Below are 24026 nucleotides of genomic sequence, written 5' to 3' on the forward strand. Positions count from 1 at the left end.
GGGCTAGTCTGCCCGCTTGAGCCGGTAGCCGTCGTCGCAGTGAATTAGGCGTCGACCCGCGCCGTCATCGAGCTGGATCCACAGCACCGAGGCGTCGTCGGTACTCATCTCGACGACGCCGGCCACCGGGCCATCGCTGTGATGGTTGAACGCGATCTGCTGCCCCCGGTGGAGGGTAGACCAGTCGATGATGGGGTCGCGGGTTGGCGATGATGTGTCCATGACCGGAAGTCCTTTCAGTTCGGGAGGCTGATGCCACCAACGTACTTTCCCCGTCTGAACAGCAGGTGAATGCCACCTGAGCGTCCGGGGCGGCCCCGGACGCAAGCTGCCGGGCTCAGATGCGGCCGGTCTCATGAGCCCACATGGCCAGCTCGACCCGATTACGCGCGCCGAGCTTGCGCATCAGGCTGGCCAGATGGGTCTTGACGGTGCTGGGACTGATGTGGAGATCGGCGGCGATCTCACTGTTGGTTCGGCCCTGCGCCACGGTGAGGAGCACTTGCTCCTCATGGGAGGTGAGCGGTTCTATCGGCTGCACGGATGGTCCCTTCTGCGATCTGGCAAACGCTGCAAGTAGGCGGACGGTGACGCTAGGAGCGATCAGAGCATCGCCATCGGCTGCAGCGTGGATCGCCTGGGTCAGCAGCGCAGGTCCAGCGTCCTTGAGCAGGAAGCCCCGGGCACCGGCCTTCAACGCCCCATGGACGTACTCGTCGAGGTCAAAAGTGGTGATCACAATGATCGGCAGGGGGTCGGTGACCTCCGGTCCGGCGAGCTGGCGGGTGGCTTCGAGACCATAGTCAGCTACCTACCGCTGCCGGCGACCTCAGCGTTGCTCACCACCGGAGCAGCCGAGACGCAAGGTGTCTACCTCTCCACACAGGCAAGCCTGACTGTGCTGGCCAGCTACGCCGTCGTCCCTCTTGCAGCGGCCGCAATCACGCTGCACCGACGCGACGCCTGACGCCGTGCATCTCGGTACCCCAAGGAGCTGAGCACGATGACCGAGGAGATCCTGGCCGTCATCGAGCATCTGGTGCTGCGTCGAATGACCAACGACGCTGCCGCACTAACGGCGTACCGAAGCGACCCTGTACAGGCCCGCTACCAGTCATGGGAGGCGCTATACCTCGTCGACAGAGCCCGGGGCGCTGATCGTCGAGATGCGCAACGGGCGTCCGCCCAACCAATCCGGAATCTGACCGAAGTGGCAGGAGCAATCGTATTCTAATTCTGCTAGTTGGGACGCTCGGCGCTGGGACTTAGGACCCTGTTGCTGAGGAGGTGTTGTGTTTACTGTGGGAGAAGTCGGGCCAGCACGTACGGGGCGAGTGATGGCCCGGCAAGTGTCAGCATTGGGGTCTGTGCGGATCGTCTTCACTGGGGGGTGAAGACGGCCTCAGATTCCGTCCTGGTTAGGTGTGATGAACCACCATCCATAATCCGGTGACGACACCAGGTGGTCCGCCGATTGAGCGGCCTAGGGAATTCGGACAGTGGGCTTCCCGTATAACTTCAAGTATGAAACGTTTGCTGCCGATCGCTGTAGTGCTCGCCGTCATATTCGGCGGTGTGTTAATCCTCGATCGAGGCTTCGAGGGGTTGCTGATCGCACTAGCGGCTGGCTTCGTAGCGAGCCTTGGTTTTTTGCTCGATAGCAGTGCCAGAAAGAAACGCGCTGACGAGACGGAGACTCACGTGGAACATAAGTCGGGCAATGGAGCTGGCCATAAATCGAAGGGTGAAGGCAGCTAGAAATCTGATCGGCTCACCCTGGCTACTACCTAGGTCATGCGCGACGAGGGATCGGCTAGCGTGCAGGAACGATGGAGCCGTTCGACTTGCTGGTGAGTGCGCTTTGCTCATGCAGATTCGTGAATCGACTTCAGGTGACCTGGGACATGTGAATGTGGTCTGTGATGTCAGCAACCGGGTGCGCTGGACCGGTGAGATGATCGGTCCCGAGGAGCCACCGAGTCGTATTGGCGGCTGTCGCGCAAGGCGAGGCTATGGGAGCCGGCAGACGAGAAAATTGCCGCTTTGCTTGTCGCCGAACTGTAGGTTTCGCGCAGTGTTCCTAACTGGCCGAATCAGTGACGATGGCTACGGTCGCAGAACCGTGCCCGGTGCCGGGCATCCAGGGGCATAGTGATAGGCGATGGGCGGCCCCGCAGCAAACGCCTGATAGGACTCACTCGGTTAGACCGTGCGCCACTTTCCGGTCGTCAAATGCGACCCAGCCTGCGGGCCCATCTGCAGCATGCCACCGTCAACCACCCAGGAAGCACCGTTGACGTAACTGGACGCGGGCGACGCAAGAAACGCAATCACTGCTGCGACTTCCGAGGCAGCTCCGGGACGACCCAGGGGAATGCCTGGCCGGTCGACATTGTGGGGGTCCTCGTCGCCGGCGTCGTTCATCGGCGTCGAAATTTCTCCGGGAAGGACAGCATTGGCGGTGATTCCCTGGTCTCCCAATTCCAGGGCGATGGTCTTGATCAACCCGCCGAGGCCGTGTTTCGACGCATCGTAGGCGGCCGATCCCACGCGGGGCTGCTCCTGGTGCACGCTGGTGACGGCAATGATCCGGCCGCCGTTTCCCGCCGAAATCATTGTGGCTGCGGCACGCTGGATACAGACGAACGCGCCGTCCAGGTTGGCAGCGACGGTGCCCCGCCATTCGTCGTAGCTGGTGTCCATGAAGGGGGTGCCTCCGTTGACGCCAGCGTTGTTGACGAAGACGTCCAATCCGCCGAGATCGCTGATCATCTGGTCCACCACATCGCCGCACGCTGGGGCATCAGTGGTATCGAGTTGGGCTACCACAGCCTGACGACCGAACTCGCGGACCAGCCGGGCGGTTTCGTTGGCGCCGTCCTCGTCGGAGTGCCAGGTGATTCCTACATCGCAGCCAGCCTCTGCGAGGGCAAGGGCTGTTGCCCGGCCAATTCCCGAGTCGGATCCGGTGACGATTGCGGTGCTGGGAGAGTATGCCATAGCCCTATCCTTGCGAGGACCGAGCTGTGAAAGCAAGCCTGCTGCTCTTCCAGTTAGACGAAACCGGCCCGCCGCGGTTGCGGTGGGCCGGTGGTGGTGCCTGCGCGGGGCCTTGATCCCCGGGCCTTCCGCGTGTGAAGCGGATGCTCTACCAGACTGAGCTACACAGGCAGGTGTTCCGCCGCGCCTCAGCGCAGAGCAACAGTTGTCAGTTTAGGCCATACTCGGGCTGCACAAAATCAGCAGGCTCACAGATGCACTGCCGGGCGCCATGGTCTGGCATTTTCGCCGGGCGGTACGTAGCCTGACAAACTGAGGCCGCTTTCATCCCGGGGTGGCCTTTCAACTCAGGTGCAACCGACGTCGAGGAGATTTCATCATGGACAACCAGGATCTGCTGGAACGCATCCAGAAACTTGTCGATGAAGAACACCAGCTCCGGGAGGGCGCGGCCGACGACGCCGAATCCCGCCGGGAGCGGCTGCGGCGGGTGGGGCAGGACCTCGACCAATGCTGGGATCTGCTGCGCCAGCGACGCGCCCGGCAGGACGCCGGGGGTAACCCGGCCGACGCTGGCGCGCGTCCAATTGACCAGGTGGAAGGCTACCGGCAGTAATGGCTACGCCGGTCATCGTCTTCGACGTCAACGAAACCCTCTCCGATCTGTCTCCTATGGCGCAGCACTTCGCGGAGGTGGGAGTGCCGGAGGAGCTGGCGGGCAGTTGGTTCGCCGGGGTGCTACGCGACGGTTTCGGCCTCGCCGCCGCCGGCGTTAACGAACGGTTCTCGGTCATTGCCGACGCTACGCTGCGTTCGACTCTCGCGGGCCGGCGGCTCAACCGCAGCCTTGATGACGCCGTCGCTCACCTTCTGGGCTGCCTGCAGGCGTTGCCGGTGCACCAGGATGTTCCCACCGCCGTCGCACGGCTCGCCGATGCCGGGCATCGCCTGGTGACATTTTCCAACGGCGCGGCTGCTATCGCGGACTCGCTCCTGCAGCGGGGCGGGGTGCGGGAGCGTTTCGAACTGCTGCTGTCCGTGGAGGATGCTCCGCTCTGGAAGCCGGCACCGGCGTCATACGCTTACGCTGCCGATCGCTGCGGCACCGCCCCCGAGGACATGCTGCTGGTTGCTGTGCACCCCTGGGATATTGACGGGGCTGCCCGGGCGGGTCTACAGACGGCGTGGATCAACCGCTCTGGTGTCCCGTATCCCGCCTACGCCACGGCACCCACTTACACCACCGATGGTCTTGCCGCCCTGGCAGACCAGCTAACCCGCTGACAAAGATCAGGCCCCAAGGCTCAACGGCCCTCACACTGTCTCGCCGAGTGATTACCGCCATCGCAAGGTGGTGAGGAAGCTGGGCAGGGGTAAAGGTGTGGTGGACATCAGGCGCCCTTCGACTTTGCGTTGGATGCTGGTTCCGAGGACCCTTTGGATGCCGACTTTTTCTGATCGGACGAAGTGCCCTTCTTCTCACGATTCTTTTCGACGCTCCGCCGCAGTGCCTCCATCAGGTCAAGAACCTTGCCGCCGCCGTCGTCCTCACCGGATTCCCCGAACGTCTCCTCGGTGTCAAGGGCCTCACCCTTCTCAAGCTTCGCGTCGATAAGGGTGCGCAGCTGTTCCTGATACTCGTCGGTGAAGTTTTCGGGATCAAAATCGGTGGAGAAGGAATCCACCAGCGCAGCCGACATTTCCTTCTCCTTGGCCGAGATCCGTACCCGTTCATCAAGGGCCGGAAACTTGGCCTCCCTCACCTCGTCGTCCCAGAGCAGCGACTGGAGCATCAGCACGTCACCACGGACGCGGAGCGCTCCCAGCCGGCTCTTTTGCCGCAGCGTGAATTGAACGATCGCCGTACGGTCGGTTTCCTCGAGAGTGCGCCGCAGCAGGACATAGGCCTTGGTGGAAGTCGAATCCGGCTCCAGAAAGTAGGAACGATCAAGCATGATCGGATCGATCTGGTCGCTGGGCACAAATTCGACGACGCCGATCTCGCGGCTCTTTTCAATAGGGAGCGTTGCGAAGTCCTCTTCTGTGAGCACCACGGTGCGTTCGCCGTCGTCGTACGCCTTATCGATGTTTTTGTATTCGACCACCTCCCCGCAGATCTCGCAGCGGCGCTGGTAACGGATGCGACCGCCGTCCTTGTCGTGGACCTGGTGGAGGCTGATGTCGTGATCTTCGGTGGCGCTGTAGACCTTGACTGGCACATTGACCAGCCCAAAAGCGACGGCGCCCTTCCAGATGGCTCTCATATACCAAGTGAACCAGTGTTTGGGTTCCGCGGATACGATGGCTTGGTGAATCCTGAAAAAGCTGAGCCCACTGTCACCAAGGCCACAGTCGACGGCAAGCCCGCCCTCCGGTTCGAGATGCGGTACAACTTTCCCGCATCAGTGCTTTGGAAGCACCTGACGGACCCCCGCAAACTCAAGTACTGGTTCCCCTGCGAACTGGACCTGCTCCCGCGCAAGGGCGCCGAAGTGACCTTCACGTTCCCGGGGGAGCGGCCCACCAAAGGCAAGGTCCTCGACGCCGAGAAGCCGAACCTTCTCGCCTACACCTGGGATCGGGAGGTGCTGCGCTGGGAGTTGGCGAACGACGGCGACTCCAGCACCCTGCTGACCCTCACCAACACCCTGCAGGACCCAGAAGCCGCAGGCAATTCAGCGGCGGGCTGGCACTTTACGCTGATCGGCCTCGACGATCTCCTGAACGAGCGTCCACTGGGCCAGAACCCTGCTGACTGGGAGCGCCTCGTCGCTCAATACCAGGAGAAGTTCAGCGACTAGCAACACCCCCGTGCCATGTTTTTCGGTCGTATGTGGTGTTTACGGCGCTTCCAGACAAGACTGGTGCCATGGGTTCCAGCACCGGTCAGCAGCAGCAGACTGTCACTGTGGACGGTCAACGTCTCCGGCTGACGAACCTCAACAAGGTGATCTATCCAGCGTCCGGGACTACCAAGGCGGACGTTCTCGTCTACTATGCGGCGATCGCTGACTACCTCATCCCGCACGTCAGGGACCGGGCGTTGACCCGGAAACGCTGGGTCAACGGTGTGGGAACCGCGGAGCAGCCTGGACAGGTGTTTTTCCAGAAGAACCTCGACCAGTCAGCGCCGGCCTGGGTGCAACGCCATTCCATTGCCCACAAAGACCACGTCAACGAGTACCCGATGGTCAATGACCTTGCCACGTTGACCTGGCTCGGACAGATTTCCGCCCTGGAAATCCACGTACCGCAGTGGAGGTTTGGCCCGGACGGGAAGATCAGCAATCCGGACCGAATGGTGCTCGATCTCGACCCGGGTGAGGGAGTCAGCCTTGCCGAGTGCGCCGAGGTTGCCCGCCACGCCCGCGCGATCCTGCAAGACATGGGCCTGGAACCCTACCCCGTCACCAGTGGCTCCAAGGGCATCCACCTGTATGCGGCACTGGATGGCTCCCAGTCCTCCGACAAGGTATCGACGGTCGCCCATGAGCTGGCCAGAACGCTCGAGGCTGACCACCCCGACCAGGTGGTTAGCGACATGAAGAAGTCCCTGCGCGGGGGAAAGGTACTGGTGGACTGGAGCCAAAACAACAGGAACAAGACCACCGTGGCGCCCTACTCCCTGCGTGGCAGGCTGCGCCCCACTGTTGCCGCGCCCCGCACCTGGGAGGAGTTGGACGACCCTGAGCTGGCGCAGGTCGACTACCGGCAGATGATGGACCGGGTGCACGAGTTAGGTGACCTGCTCGCGGGACTCGACGGCCGCCCGGCGGCTGACAAGAACGACAAGAACGACAAGAACGACAACGACGGCGCCAGCGACACGACCATCGACCGGCTTCACACCTACCGCTCCATGCGCGACGGAGCGAAGACTCCCGAGCCGATCCCGGCCGGCGTTAGAGACACCGGCGGCAACCGTTTTGTCATCCAGGAGCACCACGCCCGCCGGCTGCACTACGACTTCCGGCTGGAGCGTGACGGCGTCCTCGTCTCCTGGGCGGTGCCCAAGGGTCCGCCGGACACCCCAAATACCAACCATCTCGCCGTCCAGACCGAAGACCACCCGCTGGAATACTCAACCTTTGAGGGCACCATCCCCAAAGGAGAATACGGCGCCGGGGAAATGTACATCTGGGATTCCGGGACCTACGACGCCGAGAAGTGGCGTGACGGCAAAGAAGTGATCTGCACGGTCCGGGGTCGCGACGACGGCGGCCTGGCACGCAGCGGCAGCCCCGTCCGGCGGTATGCCCTCATCCATACCGGAGGTGGCGGCGGCTCAGGGGAGAGGAACTGGTTGATGCACCTGATGAAGGACCAGGGCGCCACTGACACCTCGATCGAAGCCCCGGCGCCGGGTGCCGCCGAGACCCCACCGGAGCTGATGCCGATGCTCGCCTCCCCCGGATCGGCTGGTGACGTGACAGCCGACGAGGACTGGGCTTTTGAAATGAAGTGGGACGGCGTCAGGGCAATCGCCACAGTGACGCCCGACGGGGTGCGTCTCACCAGCCGAAACGCCAATGACATGACGGCGCTGTACCCCGAACTGGCGGACCTGTGCGACTGCGTCAACGGCAACAATGTAGTTCTGGACGGGGAAATCGTTGCCTTGAACAAGTCGGGCCGTCCCGACTTCGGGTTGCTGCAGAATCGCTTCAATCTCACCAAGAGCTCCGAGATTGACGCCGCACGCCGCAAGGCTCCTGTGCATTTCATGATTTTCGATCTGCTTTACCTTGACGGAAATTCTCTGCTGCAACTGCAGTATGCCCAGCGCCGGGAAATCCTTGAGCAGGCGGTGGACAGCCCCGCGGATGGCCATATTCAGGTGCCCCCAGCCCTGGACGCCACCCTTACGGAAGCAGTAGCCGCCAGTAGGGAACTCGGACTGGAGGGGGTAGTCGCCAAGCGAACGTCCGGCGCCTACGCCGCCGGACGACGCTCCCGCGGGTGGATCAAGATCAAGCACCAGCTCACCCAGGAAGTGGTGGTGGTCGGCTGGCGCCCGGGTAAGGGCAGCCGTGCGCACAAGGTGGGTTCGCTACTGGTAGCCGTGCCCGACGGCGTCGACCTGAAGTATGTGGGCCGGGTGGGGTCAGGCCTGACCGAACGTGATCTCGCTGAGATTGGTTCACGACTACGCAAGATGTCCAGAAAGACTGCACCACTAGCGGATGTGCCAGCCGCTGATGCCTCAGACGCACACTGGGTACGCCCAGCCCTGGTCGGCGAGGTGCAGTTCAGCGAACGAACCGGAGGGGGGAAACTCCGCCACCCCGTCTGGCGGGGTTGGCGGCCCGACAAACTGCCGTCCGACGTGGTCGTCGAACTGTGAATATAACTGACCAACAACATCAAGGAGCACAAAAATGAGTGACAAGAGAATCACCACATCCCGCATCATCGACGCTTCAGCTGACGCGATCTTCAACGTCCTATCCAACCCCGAGCGTCACGCGCAGATTGACGGCTCAGGCATGGTGCAGTCTGACGAGAAGTCGGACAGGATTACTGCTGTGGGACAGATGTTCACCATGAATCAGCACTGGGACAAACTGGGCGGCGACTATAAGACCGATAACCATGTGGTGGGTTACGACCACAACAAGCTCCTCGCCTGGAAGACCGCAGAGGAGGGCACCGAGCCTGCCGGTTGGCAGTGGGTGTGGGAGCTGACACCGCAGGGTCCTGACTCCACCGAAGTCACGCTCACCTACGACTGGAGCGGTGTTACCGACAACAAGGTGCTCAAGAAGGTGTCCTTCCCGGCGGTTTCCGCCCACGATCTGGAGGCTTCGCTGAACAACCTGGCCGCCGCGGTGTCGGAGGTATAACCAGACCTAACGTTCGACGTCGGACGGCCGCCAGCTCGACGATGGTGACCGTCCACGTCGTCGTCGAGCTTTGGAACGCTCAGCTTCCCCGGAATGGGTCGTGTACCGTCCATAGAGTGGCGTCCGACACATGACGGACGGTGGGGGACCGCACGGACACTCCAGTATTTATCCAGCCGGTTCGGCCGGGCACTGGAACTTCCGGCCACTCATCCTTATTGAATCCCACAGAAGGGGCTGTAGTGGACCTCAGTCAGTTTATTGGTATCGGCATTGTGCTCGCCGTGTTGGTGGTACTGGCAGTTATTGCCGCCGTCATCGCGCGTCTTGCACTGCGAATTGCGAGCCCGTCCGAAGCACTGATCATCACCGGCAAAGGCAGCCAGGAAAGCCAACGCGTGGTGTTCGGTCGCACATTCATCAACCCGTTCAGCCAGAAGGCGTTCTCCATTTCGCTCGCCTCACGCCAGGTGACCCTCCAGATCGAGGGCATTTCGCAGAACGGCATCAAGTTGCGCCTGACCGGAGTCGCCCAAATCAAGGTCGGCGGCGACGAGGAAGCCGTCCGCCGCGCCGCTCAGCGATTCCTGAACCAGCAGGACCAGATCGACCACTACACGCAGGAGACCCTGTCCGGTTCGCTGCGCTCCATTGTGGGCACCCTGTCGGTGGACTCCATCATCAAGGACCGTGCTTCCTTCGCTAAGAGTGTCAAGGAAGAAGCCGAGCACTCAATGCACAACCAGGGTCTGGAGATTGACACCTTCCAGATCCAGTCGGTCGACGACGACTCCAGCTACCTGAAGAACCTGGGCCGGCCTGAGGCGGCGCTCGCGGAGAAGCAGGCGAAGATAGCCGAAGCCAATGCAGCGCAGGAAGCCGCCGAGGCCGCCGCGGTCGCAGACGAGCAGGTGGCGCTCGCCGAACAGCGGCTCGCCATCCGCCGCGCCGAGCTCAAAGAGGTCGCCGACGCACGGCAGGCCCAGGCCGATGCAGCCGGTCCACTGGCCGCCGCCGAGCAGCGGCAGTCAATCCTGGTCAAGGAACAGCAGGTTGCTTCGCGGCAGTCAGAGCTGCGCGAACGCGAACTCGACATTGAGATCCGCAAGCCTGCCGACGCCGAGAAGTACCGGGTGGAACAGGAAGCCGCCGGTAAGCTCGAGCAGCGCAAGCGCCAGTCCGAGGCCGACCAGGTTGAAGCTGAAGTAGCGCTGACCAAGCGCCGGCTCAGCGCCGAGGGTGACAAGGTCACCGCCGAGGCGGAAGCTGCAGCCAACACCGCACGCGGTAACGCAGCGGCGTCAGTGACCCGTGCCAACGGTGCAGCGGAAGCGGAGATCATCGCGCTCCGCGGCCAGGCCGAGGCAGACGTTGTCCGCCAGAAGGGAATCGCTCAGGCTGAGGGAATCGAAGCCCAGGCCAAGGCATACGAGCAGTTCAACGAAGCGGCGATTCTCAACAAGGTAATGGAGATCCTCCCGCAGATCGCCCGGGAGATTGCCGCCCCAATGTCGGGAATCGATAACATGACGGTCATCTCCAACGACGGGGCTACCCAACTGAGCAAGAATGTGTCAGGCGGGTTGCAGCAGACCTTCCAGCTCCTCAAAGACACCACCGGGCTGGATGCCGTCGAGATGCTGAAGAACTGGGGTGCCAAGGACGGCGCAACCCCGCAACCCGCGTCGCCTACTGAGAACACCCACCGGACGGTGGTCTAGTTCACCCGTCGATTTCACCCCTCGATGAAATCGGCAGTCGCCCGCAGGAAGGACGCCGCCGCACGTGCCCGTGTGACGGCGTCTTCCGGGGCGACAACGATCGGCTGAACCGTCGGAGAGGGCACCGGGTGGATGCCCTGTCCGGCGTCCACCGTCGCGCTGAGCGGCGCCAGGAAGGTCCTGGCGGAACCCGCTGTCGCGCCGTAGAAGTAGGGGTTCTGCCGCGGCTGGTGCGCGAACGACTCAAGAACTTTTGCCAGGAAATCTGCGTTGGTTATCTTCTCAGCGCTCGGGGCCAGTAGCAGGCTGGCAGCGGCGGTGAAGTCGCCGTGTCCACCCGTCTCGTAGGCGACTTCGTCGGGCTGGCAGGCACTGAAGAGTAATTCGCGGGCGTTCGCCCGCTGTTGCGTGTTACCGGTGGAGCCGCGCCGCAGCCTGAAATTCCTGGTGGTGGTCTCGTCTGGCACGATAAACCGTGCCCGCCGACCGTGATCGGCTGCCTGCTGCGCTCCATCCACGACGGCGACGCCGAACGAGGGCAGCAGCCGGGTGCCGTCCCCCGAATGACAGGAGTCGAAGAAGCCAGTCAGGCTTACGCCGTCGGGAAGCAGGTCGAAGATTTCCCCGAGATCGTCGTCGATAATCAGGTTTCCGTTCTGGAAGTCCACCGGGCAGAGGGCCTCGTCGTGCAGTTTCTCCTCGTTTCCGGCCTCCTTTTCGTCGCCGTCGAGATCGTCAATGTACGTTCCGTGACCTGCGTACTGCACTACCAGAACGTCTCCGGTGGTGCTGTGGGTGACCAGATCGAAAATTCCCTGGAGAATGTTGACCCTGGTGGCGTCGGTATCGAGGAGTGTCGTGACCTCGAACCCGAGCGACTCCAACTGCTTGCTCCAGGCTTGCGCGTCGGCCACGCAGCCATGGAGTTCGCTGCCGGGAGGGTACGCGTTGATCCCGATGCACAGCGCACGGCGGGTACTCACCGCGGGCTCCTCACGGGTGGTGGGCGACACCGCCCACGGTTCGCTCACCAAGCGGGTACCAAACGACTTCGGCTTTTTGCCAGTGATCCGACGGGCAACGCTCTCCATGGTCGACGCGTTGTCGTCAAAGCCTCCGTGCGAGGTAGCGGTGCTCCGTCGGGTCTCGGGTCCAGTCTCAGCCACCGACCAAATCACCTCGGCATTCGCCCTGGCGCCAGCCGTGCTGAAGAACTTCCGCAACTCGGGGTCCGCGTTGACGCACTCCTGCAGGCCCAGGATCGGCGTGAATTCTTCGTTCTCGAACGATGCGCGGACCAGATAGAGCAGCGACTTGCCGTACCCACCAGGGCAGGTGTCAGTCAGCTCGGTGTCCTGGGTCATGGTGAACATGGCGAGCGACTTGATGCCCTTCCCAGTCTCGGGCACCAGCTTCGCCTTGAAGGTGTCGGTGCGGACAGCCGGGGCCAGCAGGCTCACCGTGGAGAACTCCGGAACGCCGGCCTTCAGCGCGGTTGGCACAAAGTGGGAGTGGAAAATGGACCCGGCGCTATGCCCGACGGCGTGCACAGTGGTCTTGGGATGGGCGGACACGTATTTTGCCAGGGCTTTGGCAACATACCGGGCGCCGCCACCCGGCGCCGACGCATCCTCGGCGAACTGCTTCATCTCACCCCAGATCTTCTCCCCGTTGGCAGCCCGGGCCAGTAACTCGATCGCCCGGTCCTTCACATCACCGAGTACCCCCCGGGCGCCGGGCAGTGAACCGAACACCGCGTCAAGGAAACCGGTCTCCCAGACAAAGAAGATCGGATAGACACCGTTCGATTTCCACCATTCGCTCTGCAGGTGGGCGAGCTTCAACCCGGCGCCCTCGCTCACCAGCCCCCCGTGGGCGTACAGCATGATCGGCACCCCTTCGTCGACGGGCGCGAAGGCCGGAAGATGCTGCTCAAAAATGGCATCCACGTCAGCAGCAGTGGTACTGGTCTCCCCGCCGGCGGAGAACTTGCCACGGGTGAGGTTCACAATATGGGGTTTGAGGGCTGCGATCTGCTCGGCATTCAGCCCTGAGCCGCGTGGGCTGGTGGTCGCGGCGGTGGGGGTACTCATGGCTACTCCTTGGTGAGCGGCATTCCCTGGATGGCAGTGCCAGGGCCACGGCGACCGCACAGGACGCAGTATCCACTGCCTCTTGTTACTGGGGTGTTACTGGGCGTTTCGTGCTTGACGGCCAGCGTCGCTGAGGTGGATATTTCAGGTAGCTACCCAGCGGGTCACCAGGTGTCGCGGGCAGGCCGCAGGGAGGGGTGCCAGTTGTGGGCGTGATGCTCGGTCCGGGGAGCCACACCGGGGAGCTACGCCCGCTGACCATCCTCGCCGAGGGTCCCTTCACCCTGGGCCCGGCTGGTCCGATGACGACGACGCTCCGGGTGCCGGTTGAGCGCATTGGCGGGGGGCCACGCGGGGCACGGTTCGACGTCGTCGTTCGCGGTCCCGAAGGCAAACCCCTGGACCTGTTTCTCGGCGAGGACGCAGACCCGTGGATGCTGATGGACGAGAGCCCACCCAGTGACCTGGGGGAGCTGCTGGCTGACCGGCGGTTCCTCGCGCAACATACCTACGCGGTGGCGGCGTCGACCCTCGCCGCGTTCGAATCGACTCTGGGACGCCGGATGGGCTGGGCCCGTGGGCGACGGCTGAAAATTCACGCCTATGACACCGTGCCCTACGCCGACTCCGGCTACGACCGGGAGGAGGGAGTAATTCGGTTTGGGCATCGCAGGGATGGCCGGGAGCGGCTGTCGGTGCCGTTGGCACTCTATCGGGACCTGGTGGCGCATGAGGTGACGCACGCCATCCTCGCCGGCTACCGGACACGCTGGTCGGACCAGTTCGCGTCTCTCGACCAGTTTGCCCTTCATGAGGCAATCTCCGACCTGGTGGCCATGCTGTCGGTGTTCTCGTCGGCGGATCGGGTGGAACAGTTGCTGGACCCGTTGGGATCCGGCGCGACGGACCTGGCCGGGTTGGATGAGCAGATCCTGCTGAGTGGTCTGTTCAGTTTCGGGGACGGACTCTTCTCCCATGGACCTGCACGCCAGTCCATGCGGGCTCCGGTACCCGCGGACTGGCGCACCCTGCCGGATCCTCATCGCCGTGGTGAGCCGATTGTTCAGGTGATCCTCAACGTTGTGGCGCGCCTCTGGAAGATTCGGCTGGACCAGCCCGGTGGCAGGTCGAGTCTTTTCCAGGTGGCGAAATCGGGGGCGAAGGTGGGCGAGCAGGTGCTGGCCATGCTGATTCGCGGACTCGGCTACATGGCGCCGGTAGACGTGACCTGGACCGATCTCCTGCGCGGGATCCTGTCCGCCGACCTGGTGCTGGTACCCCAGGACAGGTACCACTATCGGCAGGTGGTGCGGGATGCTTTTGCGGAGGTGGGGGTGACCGTGGACCCTGATGACTTGCTCTCCGGAACTGCTGCCATGAGTAGCCTCAGGTACCCGGTGCGGCTTTCGGCGTTGGGGACGGACCCCGAGGAGATCGTCAGGTTCATCTGGGAGAACGGCGACCTGCTGCGGGAAACCGCGATGGATGAACGGCATTCGATCACTGTGGACCGGGTGCGCCCGAGTATCAGGGTCAGCCCCGACGGCTTCGTGGTGTCGGAGATTGGTGCCTCGTTTGTGCAGGAGTTCACTATTGGGCGTACGGAAATGCGCCGCCTCGGTCTGACGGGGCCCGGACCGGTGACGGTCAGGGGCGGCGGGTTGCTCCGCTTCGACGAGGGGGGCCACCTCTGTTACGCGGCGTTGAAGCCGGTCTACGATGCCGGGCGGCAGCAGGACATCCGGCGGGCCAAGGCTCGCGATGCGGCGATGCTCGCTGAAATTACCGCCGCCGGATCCCGGGCTGGCGGCGCGCCCGAGAAGCTCACGTTCCATCGGCAGGGCCGGGGACGGTAGCCGGGCCGCACCTACGGCGCAGTGCCCCATGCCAGGCCTTTGGCTGCGGTCGGCGCCTCCAGTTGGGCGCGCTGGGTAAACCTCCCACCGCGCAGGTCCGCGCTGACCTGCTTCAGTACTTCCCGGCGGCTTTTCATCGGGTCGTCCTTAAGTGCCTTGAGCAGGAAATAGCTGAAGGCGCCGTTATATCGGCCGGAGAAGTCGGCGTCGGCGGCTGTCTGATCCGACCGGCAGGCCGCGAAGAGCACAGGTTTGGCTTTCCTGTCGGACCGGACCAGATCACGGAAGGCCCGCGGATCCGCCGACTCGGTCAGCTCCAGACCGAGCGGCGTGGGCGGCGGCACGAACCGCGGTCTCCTGGTGGGCAGCAGGTCAAGTGCTCTGAGGCCGGAGCCACTGTGGCAGGTGTCGAGAACGACGTCGAGCAGGACGCCGTCGGACAGGGTACCTAGTAGGTCATGCAACTCGTCGTCGAGAATCAACGTTGCGGCGTCCCACTGGTCGCCTTTCTGCCGCATGTCGAAGGTGACAAAAGCTTCATCGGCGCCATCCGGCTCATCTCCCGACGCATCGAGAACCTGGGTGCCGTGGCTGGAGAAGGTGAACACCAGGTAATCCCCCGGCTTGGCCCGCTTGATCATCGCCTGCAGCTTCCCAACGACGGCGGCCTTCGTCGCCTTGGAATCCAGCAGCATCGTGACGTTCCGCTTCGCGAAACCGTACTGGCCGGTGAGCAGGGCGGCAAAGTCCTTGGCATCGTTCACGCAGCCATTCAGCCAGCCGTTGGTCGGGAGGTTCTCAAACTTGTTGATGCCGACACAGAGTGCGTACTTGGACATAGCGCAGATCCTCCCACGGGCCCTGCCCCATCGCAGGTATGCCGCAACCTAGCGGGTCCGGTGTTACTGCTGCGTTACCGGCCGGCCTTGAGAGCCCGGTAGGTGGCCATCTGCCGATGCCTGCGCTGCAAACTATCGCGTCGCGGCGAGACGGCGGCGTCCGCAGCCTCGGCAGTCAGGTCGATGTGGCGTTCGCCGTAGTGCCACAGCAGCACGTCGTCGAGGAGCCGGTCCGGGCCGGGCGAGTACCGGTGGTCCAATGCACGGCGTACCGAGGTGATGGTGTCCGCCTGGAGTAACGAGGCGAGGGCCGTCGTCGTCGTCAGTCCGTGAGCGGCGAGCAGTTCGGCCGCCCAACCCCAGTTGTCGTCGGACTTCCGGTCGACGTGGGGGAGTAAAGTCTGCCAGACGTCCCGCACCCGGTTGGGGGTGAGGGGGGCGCTTCCCTCGCCGTCCTCGTCCCAGAACCCGGTGACAGTTTCATACCGTTCGTGGAGTTCGGCGAATGCTGACTCCACCGATTCGAGCATTGCCGCGGTGCCGGTGAACTGGCGGTCGAAGTAGGGGCTCCAGGCGCGCGGGTTGGAGGCCTTGAACCGGATGTCATGTTCAATTTCTGACCAGGCGTGCGCGAGCACGGTGCGAATCTGCACCTCGAGCATGTAACTGCCGCCCGCCTTTGCCGCAGGATCAAGGGCCCGTTGGTACTCCTTGACGGCGTCGCTCTGGATTGTCCTCAGGATCAGGTGCCGGCTGGAGTAGCCATAGGTGCCGGACTCGATGGTGCCGATGTCCTTTTCGCGGTCTCCGCGGCAGTCGAATTCCTGGCGTTGTCGCTTGATCAGGTTGGCTGCAACGTCAACCTCGTGCGGCAAGGTGGTGATCACCCGGACCCCGACGACGTCGGTCAGGTTGCGCAGCGGATCTGGGAACACCAGGGTGGGGAGATCCCCTGGAACGGCTGCGGCGAGCATCCGGGAGGCCTTATCGCGGAACGACTGGACAGTTTTGGTCCGGGCGGTGACAAACAGGGGGCTCAACTCGGAGCCGACGAAGATCTCCTGGATCCCTGCCTGCATCTGCCGGGTCACTTCTTCAAGGTGCGGGCGCACCCGATCAAATTCGCGGGTGCTCGCTTCCACCGCGGGGCGGAGACGGTCATCCAACTGATCCCAGGCGCTCATTAAGACTCCTCCGACGATGGCTTCAGGCCATCCTATCGGCCGGGTCGGACAGTCCTGCTGGAGCGCTGGCTAGAGCGGGCCGCCGATCTGCCCCTGGGCTACGCTTCCAATGTGGACAACCTTTCCCGACGCACCTTGCTGGGTGCCGCTGTCACTCTTCTGGCCGCAGGTGCAGCGGCCGCACTCGCGGGCTGTGCCCCCGGCGGATCGGCTGGCCCCACCAAGAATCCGGAGGACCCCGTGACACCCCAGCGCTACGCCTATGGTGACGATCCGAGCCAGTTCGCCGAGCTGTACCTCCCGTTGGGCGAACGCCGGTCGGGCGCCGTCGTCATCATTCACGGCGGCTACTGGGGTGCCGGCTACGGACTGGATTTGGGTCAACCCCTTGCCGAAGACCTGGCGTCCCGCGGTTACGCCTGCTGGAATCTTGAATACCGGCGAGCCGGTAACGGCGGTGGCTGGCCGGAGACCTTCGACGATGTGAGTGCCGGGATAGACCTTCTGGCGACGGCGGCGGCTGAGCACAGCCTCGATTTGGGTACAACTACAGCGCTCGGTCATTCGGCGGGCGGCCACCTGGCGGTCTGGGCCGCGGGACGGTCAACCCTTCCCAGCGGCGCACCGGGGGCTGGGACACCGTTGGTGCCGCTGACCGGCGTCGTCAGCCAGTCGGGTGTCCTGAACCTTACGGAAGCCCACGGGTTGGGGTTGGGCGGCGGAGCAGTCAGCAACCTGTTGGGCGTAGATCCGGCCGAAGGTCCAGAACGATACCGGCTGGCCGATCCGATGACCGGGATTCCCCTCGCCGTTCCGGTGCTGGCCCTCCACGGTGAGGAGGACTCGACGGTGCCGCTCAGCCAGTCGGAGAGCTATGTGACCGCGGCAGATGCCGCTGGAGCGGATGCTGAGCTAATTATGATTCCCGGCGATCACTTCGCCATGATCACGCCGGGAACCGACGCCTGGACACGGGTGGTGCAGGCGGTGGATCGGCTCATGGCGGCGTAGGAACCGTTGGCTGCCCGGACCAGGCACAGGCCGCAACGAATTACTGTTGGCCTGGGTTCGGGGATACCGTAATCAGACCGACTGAAAGGCGCCCATCGATGAGTGGCACCACCATTGCCGTGCTTGAAATTGGGGGCACCCACCTCACCGCCGCTCTGGTGGAATCCGGAACGTGGCGCATTGACCGGGAATCACTGGCCCGGGTCGACCTGCAGGCCCAAGGCACCGCGGCGAGCCTGGTTGAGGAAATCGGAGTTGCCGCCGATGCGCTCGGGGGAGCACCGGGAGCCACCTGGTCGGTGGCGATCCCCGGACCATTCGACTACGACCAGGGGATCGGCCGATTCGAACACGTGGGGAAGTTTGACAGCCTGAACGGCTTCGACCTCGGTGCAGCCCTGATGGAGCGGATCACACCGACGCCCGGCGCTATCCATTTCCTTAATGACGCCGATGCTTTCGGGATTGGCGAATACGCCCTCGGCGCCGCCCCGGGTATTGACCGTGCCGTGTGCATCACTTTGGGAACCGGCGTCGGGTCAACCTTCCTGGTCAACGGGATACCCGTAAGTACCGGGCCGACCGTCTCCCCGGATGGGAGCATCCATCACGAGCTGTACCGGGGCACCCCGCTGGAAAACACCGTGTCCCGTCGGGCCATCCGGGCCGCATTCGCTGAGGCTACCGGGGTGGATCCGGCAACGGGTCCCGACGTTCATACCATCGCGGACCTAGGCCGCTCCGGTGACGAGTCCGCGCGGCGGGTGCTTGACGACGCGTTTGGTGCCCTCGGGGAAACACTGGCGGTGGTGCTTAAGCGCTTCGACGCCGGGATTCTGGTGATCGGTGGATCCATGTCCAGGTCCTGGGACCTGGTGGAGCCTGCCATCCGCGCCGGCCTGCGGCTCGCGGACCAGGGTCTGGCGAATTTCAGAATCAAGCAGGCAATCCTGCCCGACGACGCCGCGCTGGTGGGGGCGGCCTACTGGGCGGCACTGCGTGAGAGCGATACTGCGTGAAAGTGATCGAACCGACGGCCAGGGCTGCTGGGAGCACCTGACCCGGCTGTCAACGGCGTGTGCTGACAGCCGGAGCCGGGTTACTCTGAGGGAATTTCGGCGTCGGGTGTTTCTTCGAGGTAGGTGGCCTTCCAGGTGCCATCCGTGTAGACAACCGTTGCCGAGTAGATGGTGCCGGCTGGGTCGAATGGGCGGGTCTCCTGGATCTCGCCTGCCTCGTCGAACGAGGTAAACGCGTCGGGATTGACGGTTATCAGTGCGTCAACCTTTACACCTTCGGCCACCTCATCAGCGGGTGTGGTGACGATGATCTGCTTGACCTTCGGCTGACCACCGAGAATCCAGCCGCCATCGTCGTAGATGGTCGCAAATTTTTCGGCCTCCGCGGTGGCGGCTCCGGCGCCATCAAGGGCGGCAGTGAGCTGTTCGGTCTCACCGGTCCGCTGGTTGTACGACTTCAACTCGAAGACGTGGTGGAGGAATGCCCGCGCGCCTTCGGGACTCGCCTCAGCCATGAGGTCGTTGGTCTCCGGGGGCTGAATGTTCTGCGCGGGCGCGGTTGAGCTCGCGGGGGTGGGCGCTGCAGCCTCCGAACGGGCAGCGGATTCGGTGGATTCGCCGCACGCCGTCAGCGTGGCGAGTGCGATCACGGCGATGGCCGCGGCATTTTTGATCTTCATGGGATCCCCAAAGGTCGTAAAATCTGGTCCCGCTCAAGGCGGCGTACCGGCCCATCCTAGCCGTAGCCTTAGGCAACTAGGCTCGGGATCCTTTGACTGTGCCTGAGATCACAGGAGTTAGGCACCGGTGGCATCGCGATTTTCTGATTGCGGCTGGGCCGGGTATCGGTGAGGATGCTAACTTGTTAGCGTGCTCACCGTGATCGGGGAAACCCTCATAGACGAAGTCATCAGCGATGTCGCCTCACCTCGCGCCCATGTGGGTGGGAGCCCTATGAACGTGGCCGTGGGGCTGGCCCGGTTGGGACATCCTTGCCGGTTCATCGGCCGCTGGGGGGACGACGAGTACGGCCGGATGATCCACGAGCACCTGAGCAGCAATTCGGTGCTGACTCCGATGGGGCCAGACAATAACCCCACAAGTATTGCCACCGCACGCCTGGATCCAGCCGGCGGAGCCTCCTACACCTTCCAGCTCGTGTGGGACCTGCCCACCGTCCGTGAGCAGAAGGACCAGATCCTCGACGGCACCTCCCTCCTGCACACCGGCTCAATTGCCACCATGCTGGAGCCGGGTGCAACCCAGGTGCTCGCCGTCGTCCAATATGCCCATCCGCTGGCCACTATCTCCTACGACCCGAACTGTCGGCCGAGCATCGTCACCGACGTGGACTTCGCCCGAGCGCAGGCCGAGAAATTTGTTGCGCTTGCCGACGTTGTCAAGGCTTCCGACGAGGATCTTGAATGGCTTTATCCGGGCCAGACCGTGTTTGACACAGCCCGCCAGTGGATCGCACGCGGACCAGCCATGGTGGTGGTGACGCGTGGTTCCCTCGGGCCGTGGGCCGTCGTCACCCGCGGCGAAACCTCGGTCCCAGCTCCCGCCACCCAGGTGGTGGACACTGTCGGCGCAGGGGACTCGTTCATGTCGGCGCTGCTGGGCTCGCTGGTGGACCGCGGTCTGGTCGGCGCGCCCCAGCGGAATGAGCTGCGCCACATATCCGTTGAACAGTTGGAAGCAGTTCTCGCCTATGCAGCAAAGGCGGCGGCCGTGACCGTCTCACGCGCCGGTGCGAATCCACCCGTACGCAGCGAGCTAGTAGCAGACCCCCAGTGAACCAGGAGCAATAATGACCCGCGATCCCTACGCCGACCTCCCCGCAGTCCCCGAATTTACCCTCACCAGCACCGACGTCGAGCACAACCAGCCGCTGGACGTCAGGCACGCCTCGGGAGCGATGGGCATCGAAGGCGGGACGGACCTGTCACCCCAGCTGTCCTGGAGCGGGTTCCCTGAGGGGACCAAAAGCTTCGCCGTGACGGTCTACGACCCGGACGCTCCAACGGCCAGCGGGTTTTGGCACTGGGCGGTCTTCAACGTTCCGGTGAGCACCACGTCTCTGCCCTCCGGTGCCGGCGTGGACGGCAGCACCGACCTGCCCCAGGGTGCCATCCAGTTAAAAAACGACGGCGGCTTCAGTGGCTTCATCGGTGCTGCGCCTCCGGCTGGCCATGGGTCGCACCACTATCACGTGGTGGTGCATGCAGTAGACGTGGAGAACCTGGAGGTGCCAGCGGAAGGCAGCAACGCCTTCCTCGGATTCAACCTCTTCTCCCATACCCTGGGACGTGCCCGGCTGATCCCCACGTTCGAGCAGTAGGTCACTTCATCGGCTGTCCCAGGCGGCAGTCACCGGCCTCACCCAGGACGCCTTACTCAACCCAAAGACTGGAAATCGGCTTATGTTCATCCTGTTTGGTTTCAAGACCGCTGTCCGGCACTTGTTCAGCTTTCCCAGCACGTGCCAGTACTGCAACCAGCATGTCGCGCAGCGGGTCGAGGAACGCGCTACCCGCTTCACTTTGTTCTTCATTCCCCTGTTCACTACCCGGCGCCGCTACGGCACCACCTGTTCCAACTGTGGTGGCTCGACTGCGCTTTCCAAACGGGAGAAAGAGGCGCTAGCTGGCTGATCTGGGCGGTCCGGCACTAGCTGCCACGGGTAGGCTTAGATTACCTTGCTGCTTGAGCCGCCCGTTTATAAAGGAGTACCTGCATGCGCCTGGTCGCCAGCGACATGGACGGAACGATCGTCGGCCACGACGGCAAGATCAGTCCCCGGACAGTTGAAGCGTTTCAGGCGTGCCTGGATGCGGGAGTCGAAGTGGTTTTTGTCACTGGCCGGCCACCGCGATGGCTGGACCCGCTGCGTGAGCAACTGGGACACCGCGGCACAGTCATCTGCTCCAACGGTGCAGTGACCTACAGCCTTCACAACGAGAAGGTGTTGAGCGCTCACCTGCTGGAGCACAGCAACATTCTGGCGGCGCGCGAGATCATCCTTAATCTTTACCCCGCCGCCTCGTTTGCCGCCGAAACTGTGGGCGGCTTCCACATTGAACACGGGTTTGCTGAAGAGGGTTCGGTGGAGCTGCTCGCCGGAGCCGTGGCCATGCCGCTCGCAGATTCCCTCGCGGGAGAGCGAGTGATCAAATTCCTGGCCAGGGAACGCGAGGTGTTGCCTGATCACTTCCTGAATACGGTCCGCCCAGCAGTGGCCCACCTGGTTACCGCCACCCACTCGGCACCGAGCATCGCCCTGCTTGAGATGTCGATGCCAGGCATCAACAAGTCAGTGACCCTCGCCGAATTTGCCGCGGGCCGCGGGATCAGCCAGACTGACGTCGTCGCCTTCGGAGACATGCCCAACGACGTGCAAATGTTGGACTGGGCCGGCACCGGATACGCCATGGCCTCCGGGCACCCGGAAGCGATTGCTGCCGCCGATCTGCAAGCCCCGGCCTTCGAGGACGACGGCGTGGCGCAGATTCTTGAGGAACGCCTCGCCGCACTCAAGGCCGCCCGCTAGGGATGCTGCCCTACCTGCGGAACGTTGGACCAGGCGGGGAGCAGCGGAGGCTGGCTCTCTCGCATCGCGGGTTCTCGCCCGACGGGTTGGAAAACTCCATGGTCGCCTTCGCCGCCGCCGTCGAGCTGGGTTTCGGCTATCTGGAGATTGACATCCGCACCAGCCGCGACGGCGTGGTCATGGTGTTCCACGACGAGCTGCTGGACCGCGTCTGCGATGCCGTCGGGCCGGTGGCCGATCGCACGGTGGAGGAACTGGCGGCCGTCCTCGTCCAGGGCGTCGAACCGATTCCCACCCTGGAGGAGGTACTGATCCGGTGGCCAACCATGAAATTGAATATCGACATCAAGGACGACGCCTCAGTGGAGCCTTTTGTTGAGCTGGTGGAACGGTGGAGTGCTCATGACCGGGTGCTGGTTGCGTCCTTTTCGGATCGGCGGCGGCTCAGGGTGCTGAAACTGTTGTCCCGGCCGGTGGCATCGTCGGCAGGGAGGGTATGGTCGGCGTCGCTGTGGTTGCTGAGCCCGCTAGGCCAGACGCGGCGACTCGCCCGCCTGGCTCGGGTCGATTGCCTGCAGGTGCCCGTGCAGCACGCCGGGGTTGTGGTGGTGACCGAACGCTTCATCAGACGGTGCAAGAAGGCCGGGCTGCCGCTTCATGTCTGGACTATCAACGACGTCGAGTCGATGGACCGGCTGCTATCGCTGGGCGGCGGTGTGGACGGCCTGGTGTCCGATCGCGCAGATCGGTTGGCCACCGCCATGCATTCCCGCGGGCAGTGGCCCCAGAGCACCTGAGCCCGGTCCGGTTGTCCCGTCCTACGGCCAGAGAAGAGTGCCTCACCCGCAGGTGCGCTGCTTGCCAACCACTATCCTGCAGCTGCGGCACTTTCCTGGCCCCGCGTGGCCTACCGAAGGACCGGGTCGGTCAGCGTTCTCAGATATTCGAGGGCGCGCGGGCCGTACTGAGCCATCGATGCGTCGTCGGCGTGAATCAGAAGCCGTAGCCAGGACCCATATCGGTGAATCCGCGCCAATTGGAGGGCAGGCTCGACCGCTAGGCGCAGCTCGGCCACCGGAGCATAGTCAGTCCAGCACTCCAGGTAGGCCGTGATTACTTGCTGGATCCGCGGGTCGTCAACTGTGGTTCGCCACTGTTCCTGCATCACGGTCAGCGGAACATACAGCGAACTGAAGGGGTGCGCCCAATAGGAGTCACCGAAGTCGAAGAACCGTAGTGGGGCTGTGGTAGTTCCCGGGATGAAGGCATTGCCCGAGTGGAGGTCGTTGTGTTCAAGGCTCAGGGGCACTCCTGATGCCAGGACGATTGCGGCAGCCTGCTCAAGGGCCGGGATGCTGGCGAAGACGCCGTCGGCGGCCTGCGCTGAGAGGTGCAGGGGATGCTCGGGGGGTAGGCCCGTGTGAAGGAGCAGTTGGTTGCTGGCGAAGTTCCCGGCAATTCCTGGATCCATGCTGACCAGGCCTGCAGCGGCCAGCGAAGCGCCGTGTGGAATGAGTTGCTGTTGGAGATCAGCGAAGTCCTTCGCCACCCGGACCCATAGTTGGTAGTCCGCCGAATTGAGGGAGGCGAGGGTCTTCCCATGGTCAGGGGTGAGCAGCCAGCCCTTGGCTGGTTCGATGGCCAGGGGTGCCACAACATGGTCGGGCACCAGTTCGGACATGCGGGCCACGAGTGTGGCCTCCGTAAACTGACCGGGGTTGTTCTCCTTAAACCAGAGCCGTCCATGATTGGTTGACACGGTGAGTTGGGTGGACCAGAACCGGGTCCGGGCCGGCTCCAGGGGCCCGGTCTGCGTGAGGTTGCAGCTTTCGAGCACCTGGGTGATCCACTGCTGTACACCGATACGCCACTCCCGTGACGTCCAGACTTGCTGCAGATCCATCAACTGG

The 24026-nt window shown here is 63.5% G+C and carries 24 protein-coding genes, 1 tRNA gene and 1 pseudogene; 16 read left to right on the forward strand and 10 right to left on the reverse strand.

Translation table 11 applies throughout. The features are described 5' to 3' along the window. Positions 1-3: 3 nt before the first annotated feature. Positions 4-222 (reverse strand): hypothetical protein, encoded by a 219-nt coding sequence (locus ACX80A_RS04955; protein WP_459258571.1) that lies wholly within the window; start codon positions 220-222, stop codon positions 4-6. Between the two features lie 115 nt (positions 223-337). After that, positions 338-799 (reverse strand): annotated as a pseudogene (locus ACX80A_RS04960) (LuxR C-terminal-related transcriptional regulator); the annotation flags it as partial. Between the two features lie 204 nt (positions 800-1003). On the opposite strand from ACX80A_RS04960, the gene ACX80A_RS04965 reads away from it, so the two are divergent. After that, positions 1004-1234 (forward strand): hypothetical protein, encoded by a 231-nt coding sequence (locus ACX80A_RS04965; protein ID WP_459258572.1) that lies wholly within the window; start codon positions 1004-1006, stop codon positions 1232-1234. A gap of 290 nt (positions 1235-1524) precedes the next feature. Further along, a complete protein-coding gene (locus tag ACX80A_RS04970) occupies positions 1525-1758 on the forward strand; it encodes a hypothetical protein (protein ID WP_459258573.1) in 234 nt (77 codons plus the stop codon). A gap of 444 nt (positions 1759-2202) precedes the next feature. On the opposite strand, the gene ACX80A_RS04975 is transcribed toward ACX80A_RS04970, so the two are convergent. Together ACX80A_RS04975 and ACX80A_RS04980 are read right to left on the reverse strand one after the other, a co-directional pair. Continuing rightward, positions 2203-3000, reverse strand: coding sequence for an SDR family oxidoreductase (locus ACX80A_RS04975; protein ID WP_459258574.1), 798 nt, complete (start codon positions 2998-3000; stop codon positions 2203-2205). A 94-nt stretch (positions 3001-3094) separates the two neighbouring features. Then, a tRNA-Val gene (locus tag ACX80A_RS04980) sits at positions 3095-3171 on the reverse strand. 208 nt (positions 3172-3379) lie between these two features. Here ACX80A_RS04980 and ACX80A_RS04985 point away from each other — a divergent pair. Together ACX80A_RS04985 and ACX80A_RS04990 are read left to right on the forward strand one after the other, a co-directional pair. After that, the gene (locus tag ACX80A_RS04985) at positions 3380-3616 is read left to right on the forward strand and encodes a DUF2630 family protein (RefSeq protein WP_459258575.1); all 237 of its coding nucleotides are present in this window, start codon (positions 3380-3382) and stop codon (positions 3614-3616) included. Continuing rightward, on the forward strand, positions 3616-4284 hold the full coding sequence (locus ACX80A_RS04990) for a haloacid dehalogenase type II (protein WP_459258576.1): 669 nt from the start codon (positions 3616-3618) through the stop codon (positions 4282-4284). Before ACX80A_RS04985 ends, ACX80A_RS04990 begins: the two co-directional genes overlap by 1 nt. Before the next feature lie 107 nt (positions 4285-4391). Here the strand turns inward: ACX80A_RS04990 and ku are convergent, their stop codons facing one another. Then, a complete protein-coding gene (gene ku, locus ACX80A_RS04995; protein ID WP_459258577.1) occupies positions 4392-5264 on the reverse strand; it encodes a non-homologous end joining protein Ku in 873 nt (290 codons plus the stop codon). A 45-nt stretch (positions 5265-5309) separates the two neighbouring features. On the opposite strand from ku, the gene ACX80A_RS05000 reads away from it, so the two are divergent. From ACX80A_RS05000 to ACX80A_RS05015, 4 genes are all read left to right on the forward strand, one after another. After that, entirely contained in the window at positions 5310-5801 is a 492-nt protein-coding gene (locus ACX80A_RS05000; protein WP_459258578.1) for an SRPBCC domain-containing protein, read from the forward strand. Between the two features lie 68 nt (positions 5802-5869). Beyond that, positions 5870-8344, forward strand: a complete 2475-nt coding sequence (locus tag ACX80A_RS05005) for an ATP-dependent DNA ligase (RefSeq protein WP_459258579.1) — start codon at positions 5870-5872, stop codon at positions 8342-8344. A 34-nt stretch (positions 8345-8378) separates the two neighbouring features. Then, positions 8379-8843 carry an SRPBCC family protein gene (locus tag ACX80A_RS05010; protein WP_459258580.1) on the forward strand — a complete coding sequence of 155 codons (465 nt, stop codon included), beginning with the start codon at positions 8379-8381 and terminating at the stop codon, positions 8841-8843. A gap of 242 nt (positions 8844-9085) precedes the next feature. Continuing rightward, entirely contained in the window at positions 9086-10564 is a 1479-nt protein-coding gene (locus ACX80A_RS05015; protein WP_459258581.1) for a flotillin family protein, read from the forward strand. 14 nt (positions 10565-10578) lie between these two features. Here the strand turns inward: ACX80A_RS05015 and ACX80A_RS05020 are convergent, their stop codons facing one another. Further along, positions 10579-12657 (reverse strand): caspase family protein, encoded by a 2079-nt coding sequence (locus ACX80A_RS05020; RefSeq protein WP_459258582.1) that lies wholly within the window; start codon positions 12655-12657, stop codon positions 10579-10581. Between the two features lie 197 nt (positions 12658-12854). Between ACX80A_RS05020 and ACX80A_RS05025 the strand changes: the two genes are divergently transcribed. Beyond that, positions 12855-14513 (forward strand): gluzincin family metallopeptidase, encoded by a 1659-nt coding sequence (locus tag ACX80A_RS05025; RefSeq protein WP_459258583.1) that lies wholly within the window; start codon positions 12855-12857, stop codon positions 14511-14513. Positions 14514-14524: 11 nt separating this feature from the next. Here ACX80A_RS05025 and ACX80A_RS05030 read toward each other — a convergent pair whose 3' ends face one another. Together ACX80A_RS05030 and ACX80A_RS05035 are read right to left on the reverse strand one after the other, a co-directional pair. Continuing rightward, complete coding sequence (locus tag ACX80A_RS05030) at positions 14525-15352, reverse strand: caspase family protein (RefSeq protein ID WP_459258584.1); 828 nt, start codon at positions 15350-15352, stop codon at positions 14525-14527. 74 nt (positions 15353-15426) lie between these two features. Beyond that, positions 15427-16536, reverse strand: a complete 1110-nt coding sequence (locus ACX80A_RS05035) for a GTP pyrophosphokinase (protein ID WP_459258585.1) — start codon at positions 16534-16536, stop codon at positions 15427-15429. Between the two features lie 111 nt (positions 16537-16647). Between ACX80A_RS05035 and ACX80A_RS05040 the strand changes: the two genes are divergently transcribed. Then, positions 16648-17547: an alpha/beta hydrolase family protein gene (locus ACX80A_RS05040; protein ID WP_459258586.1), complete on the forward strand. Its 900-nt coding sequence runs from the start codon at positions 16648-16650 to the stop codon at positions 17545-17547. 98 nt (positions 17548-17645) lie between these two features. After that, positions 17646-18566, forward strand: a complete 921-nt coding sequence (locus tag ACX80A_RS05045) for an ROK family protein (protein ID WP_459258587.1) — start codon at positions 17646-17648, stop codon at positions 18564-18566. 80 nt (positions 18567-18646) lie between these two features. On the opposite strand, the gene ACX80A_RS05050 is transcribed toward ACX80A_RS05045, so the two are convergent. Beyond that, positions 18647-19246 carry a DUF6318 family protein gene (locus tag ACX80A_RS05050; protein WP_459258588.1) on the reverse strand — a complete coding sequence of 200 codons (600 nt, stop codon included), beginning with the start codon at positions 19244-19246 and terminating at the stop codon, positions 18647-18649. A 190-nt stretch (positions 19247-19436) separates the two neighbouring features. Here ACX80A_RS05050 and ACX80A_RS05055 point away from each other — a divergent pair, with 190 nt between their 5' ends. The 5 genes from ACX80A_RS05055 to ACX80A_RS05075 all read left to right on the forward strand — a co-directional run bounded on the left by ACX80A_RS05055 (position 19437) and on the right by ACX80A_RS05075 (position 22913). Further along, a complete protein-coding gene (locus tag ACX80A_RS05055; RefSeq protein ID WP_459258589.1) occupies positions 19437-20363 on the forward strand; it encodes a carbohydrate kinase family protein in 927 nt (308 codons plus the stop codon). 13 nt (positions 20364-20376) lie between these two features. After that, positions 20377-20907 carry a YbhB/YbcL family Raf kinase inhibitor-like protein gene (locus ACX80A_RS05060; RefSeq protein ID WP_459258590.1) on the forward strand — a complete coding sequence of 177 codons (531 nt, stop codon included), beginning with the start codon at positions 20377-20379 and terminating at the stop codon, positions 20905-20907. Positions 20908-20989: 82 nt separating this feature from the next. Then, positions 20990-21220, forward strand: coding sequence for a zinc-ribbon domain-containing protein (locus ACX80A_RS05065; RefSeq protein ID WP_459258591.1), 231 nt, complete (start codon positions 20990-20992; stop codon positions 21218-21220). Between the two features lie 83 nt (positions 21221-21303). Then, on the forward strand, positions 21304-22116 hold the full coding sequence (locus ACX80A_RS05070; RefSeq protein ID WP_459258592.1) for an HAD family hydrolase: 813 nt from the start codon (positions 21304-21306) through the stop codon (positions 22114-22116). Positions 22117-22118: 2 nt separating this feature from the next. Beyond that, positions 22119-22913, forward strand: a complete 795-nt coding sequence (locus ACX80A_RS05075; protein WP_459258593.1) for a glycerophosphodiester phosphodiesterase family protein — start codon at positions 22119-22121, stop codon at positions 22911-22913. Positions 22914-23023: 110 nt separating this feature from the next. Here ACX80A_RS05075 and ACX80A_RS05080 read toward each other — a convergent pair whose 3' ends face one another. Then, positions 23024-24019, reverse strand: a complete 996-nt coding sequence (locus ACX80A_RS05080) for a phosphotransferase (RefSeq protein WP_459258594.1) — start codon at positions 24017-24019, stop codon at positions 23024-23026. Between the last annotated feature and the right edge of the window lie 7 nt (positions 24020-24026).

It is taken from the genome of Arthrobacter sp. TMN-50 (genome assembly GCF_054511125.1).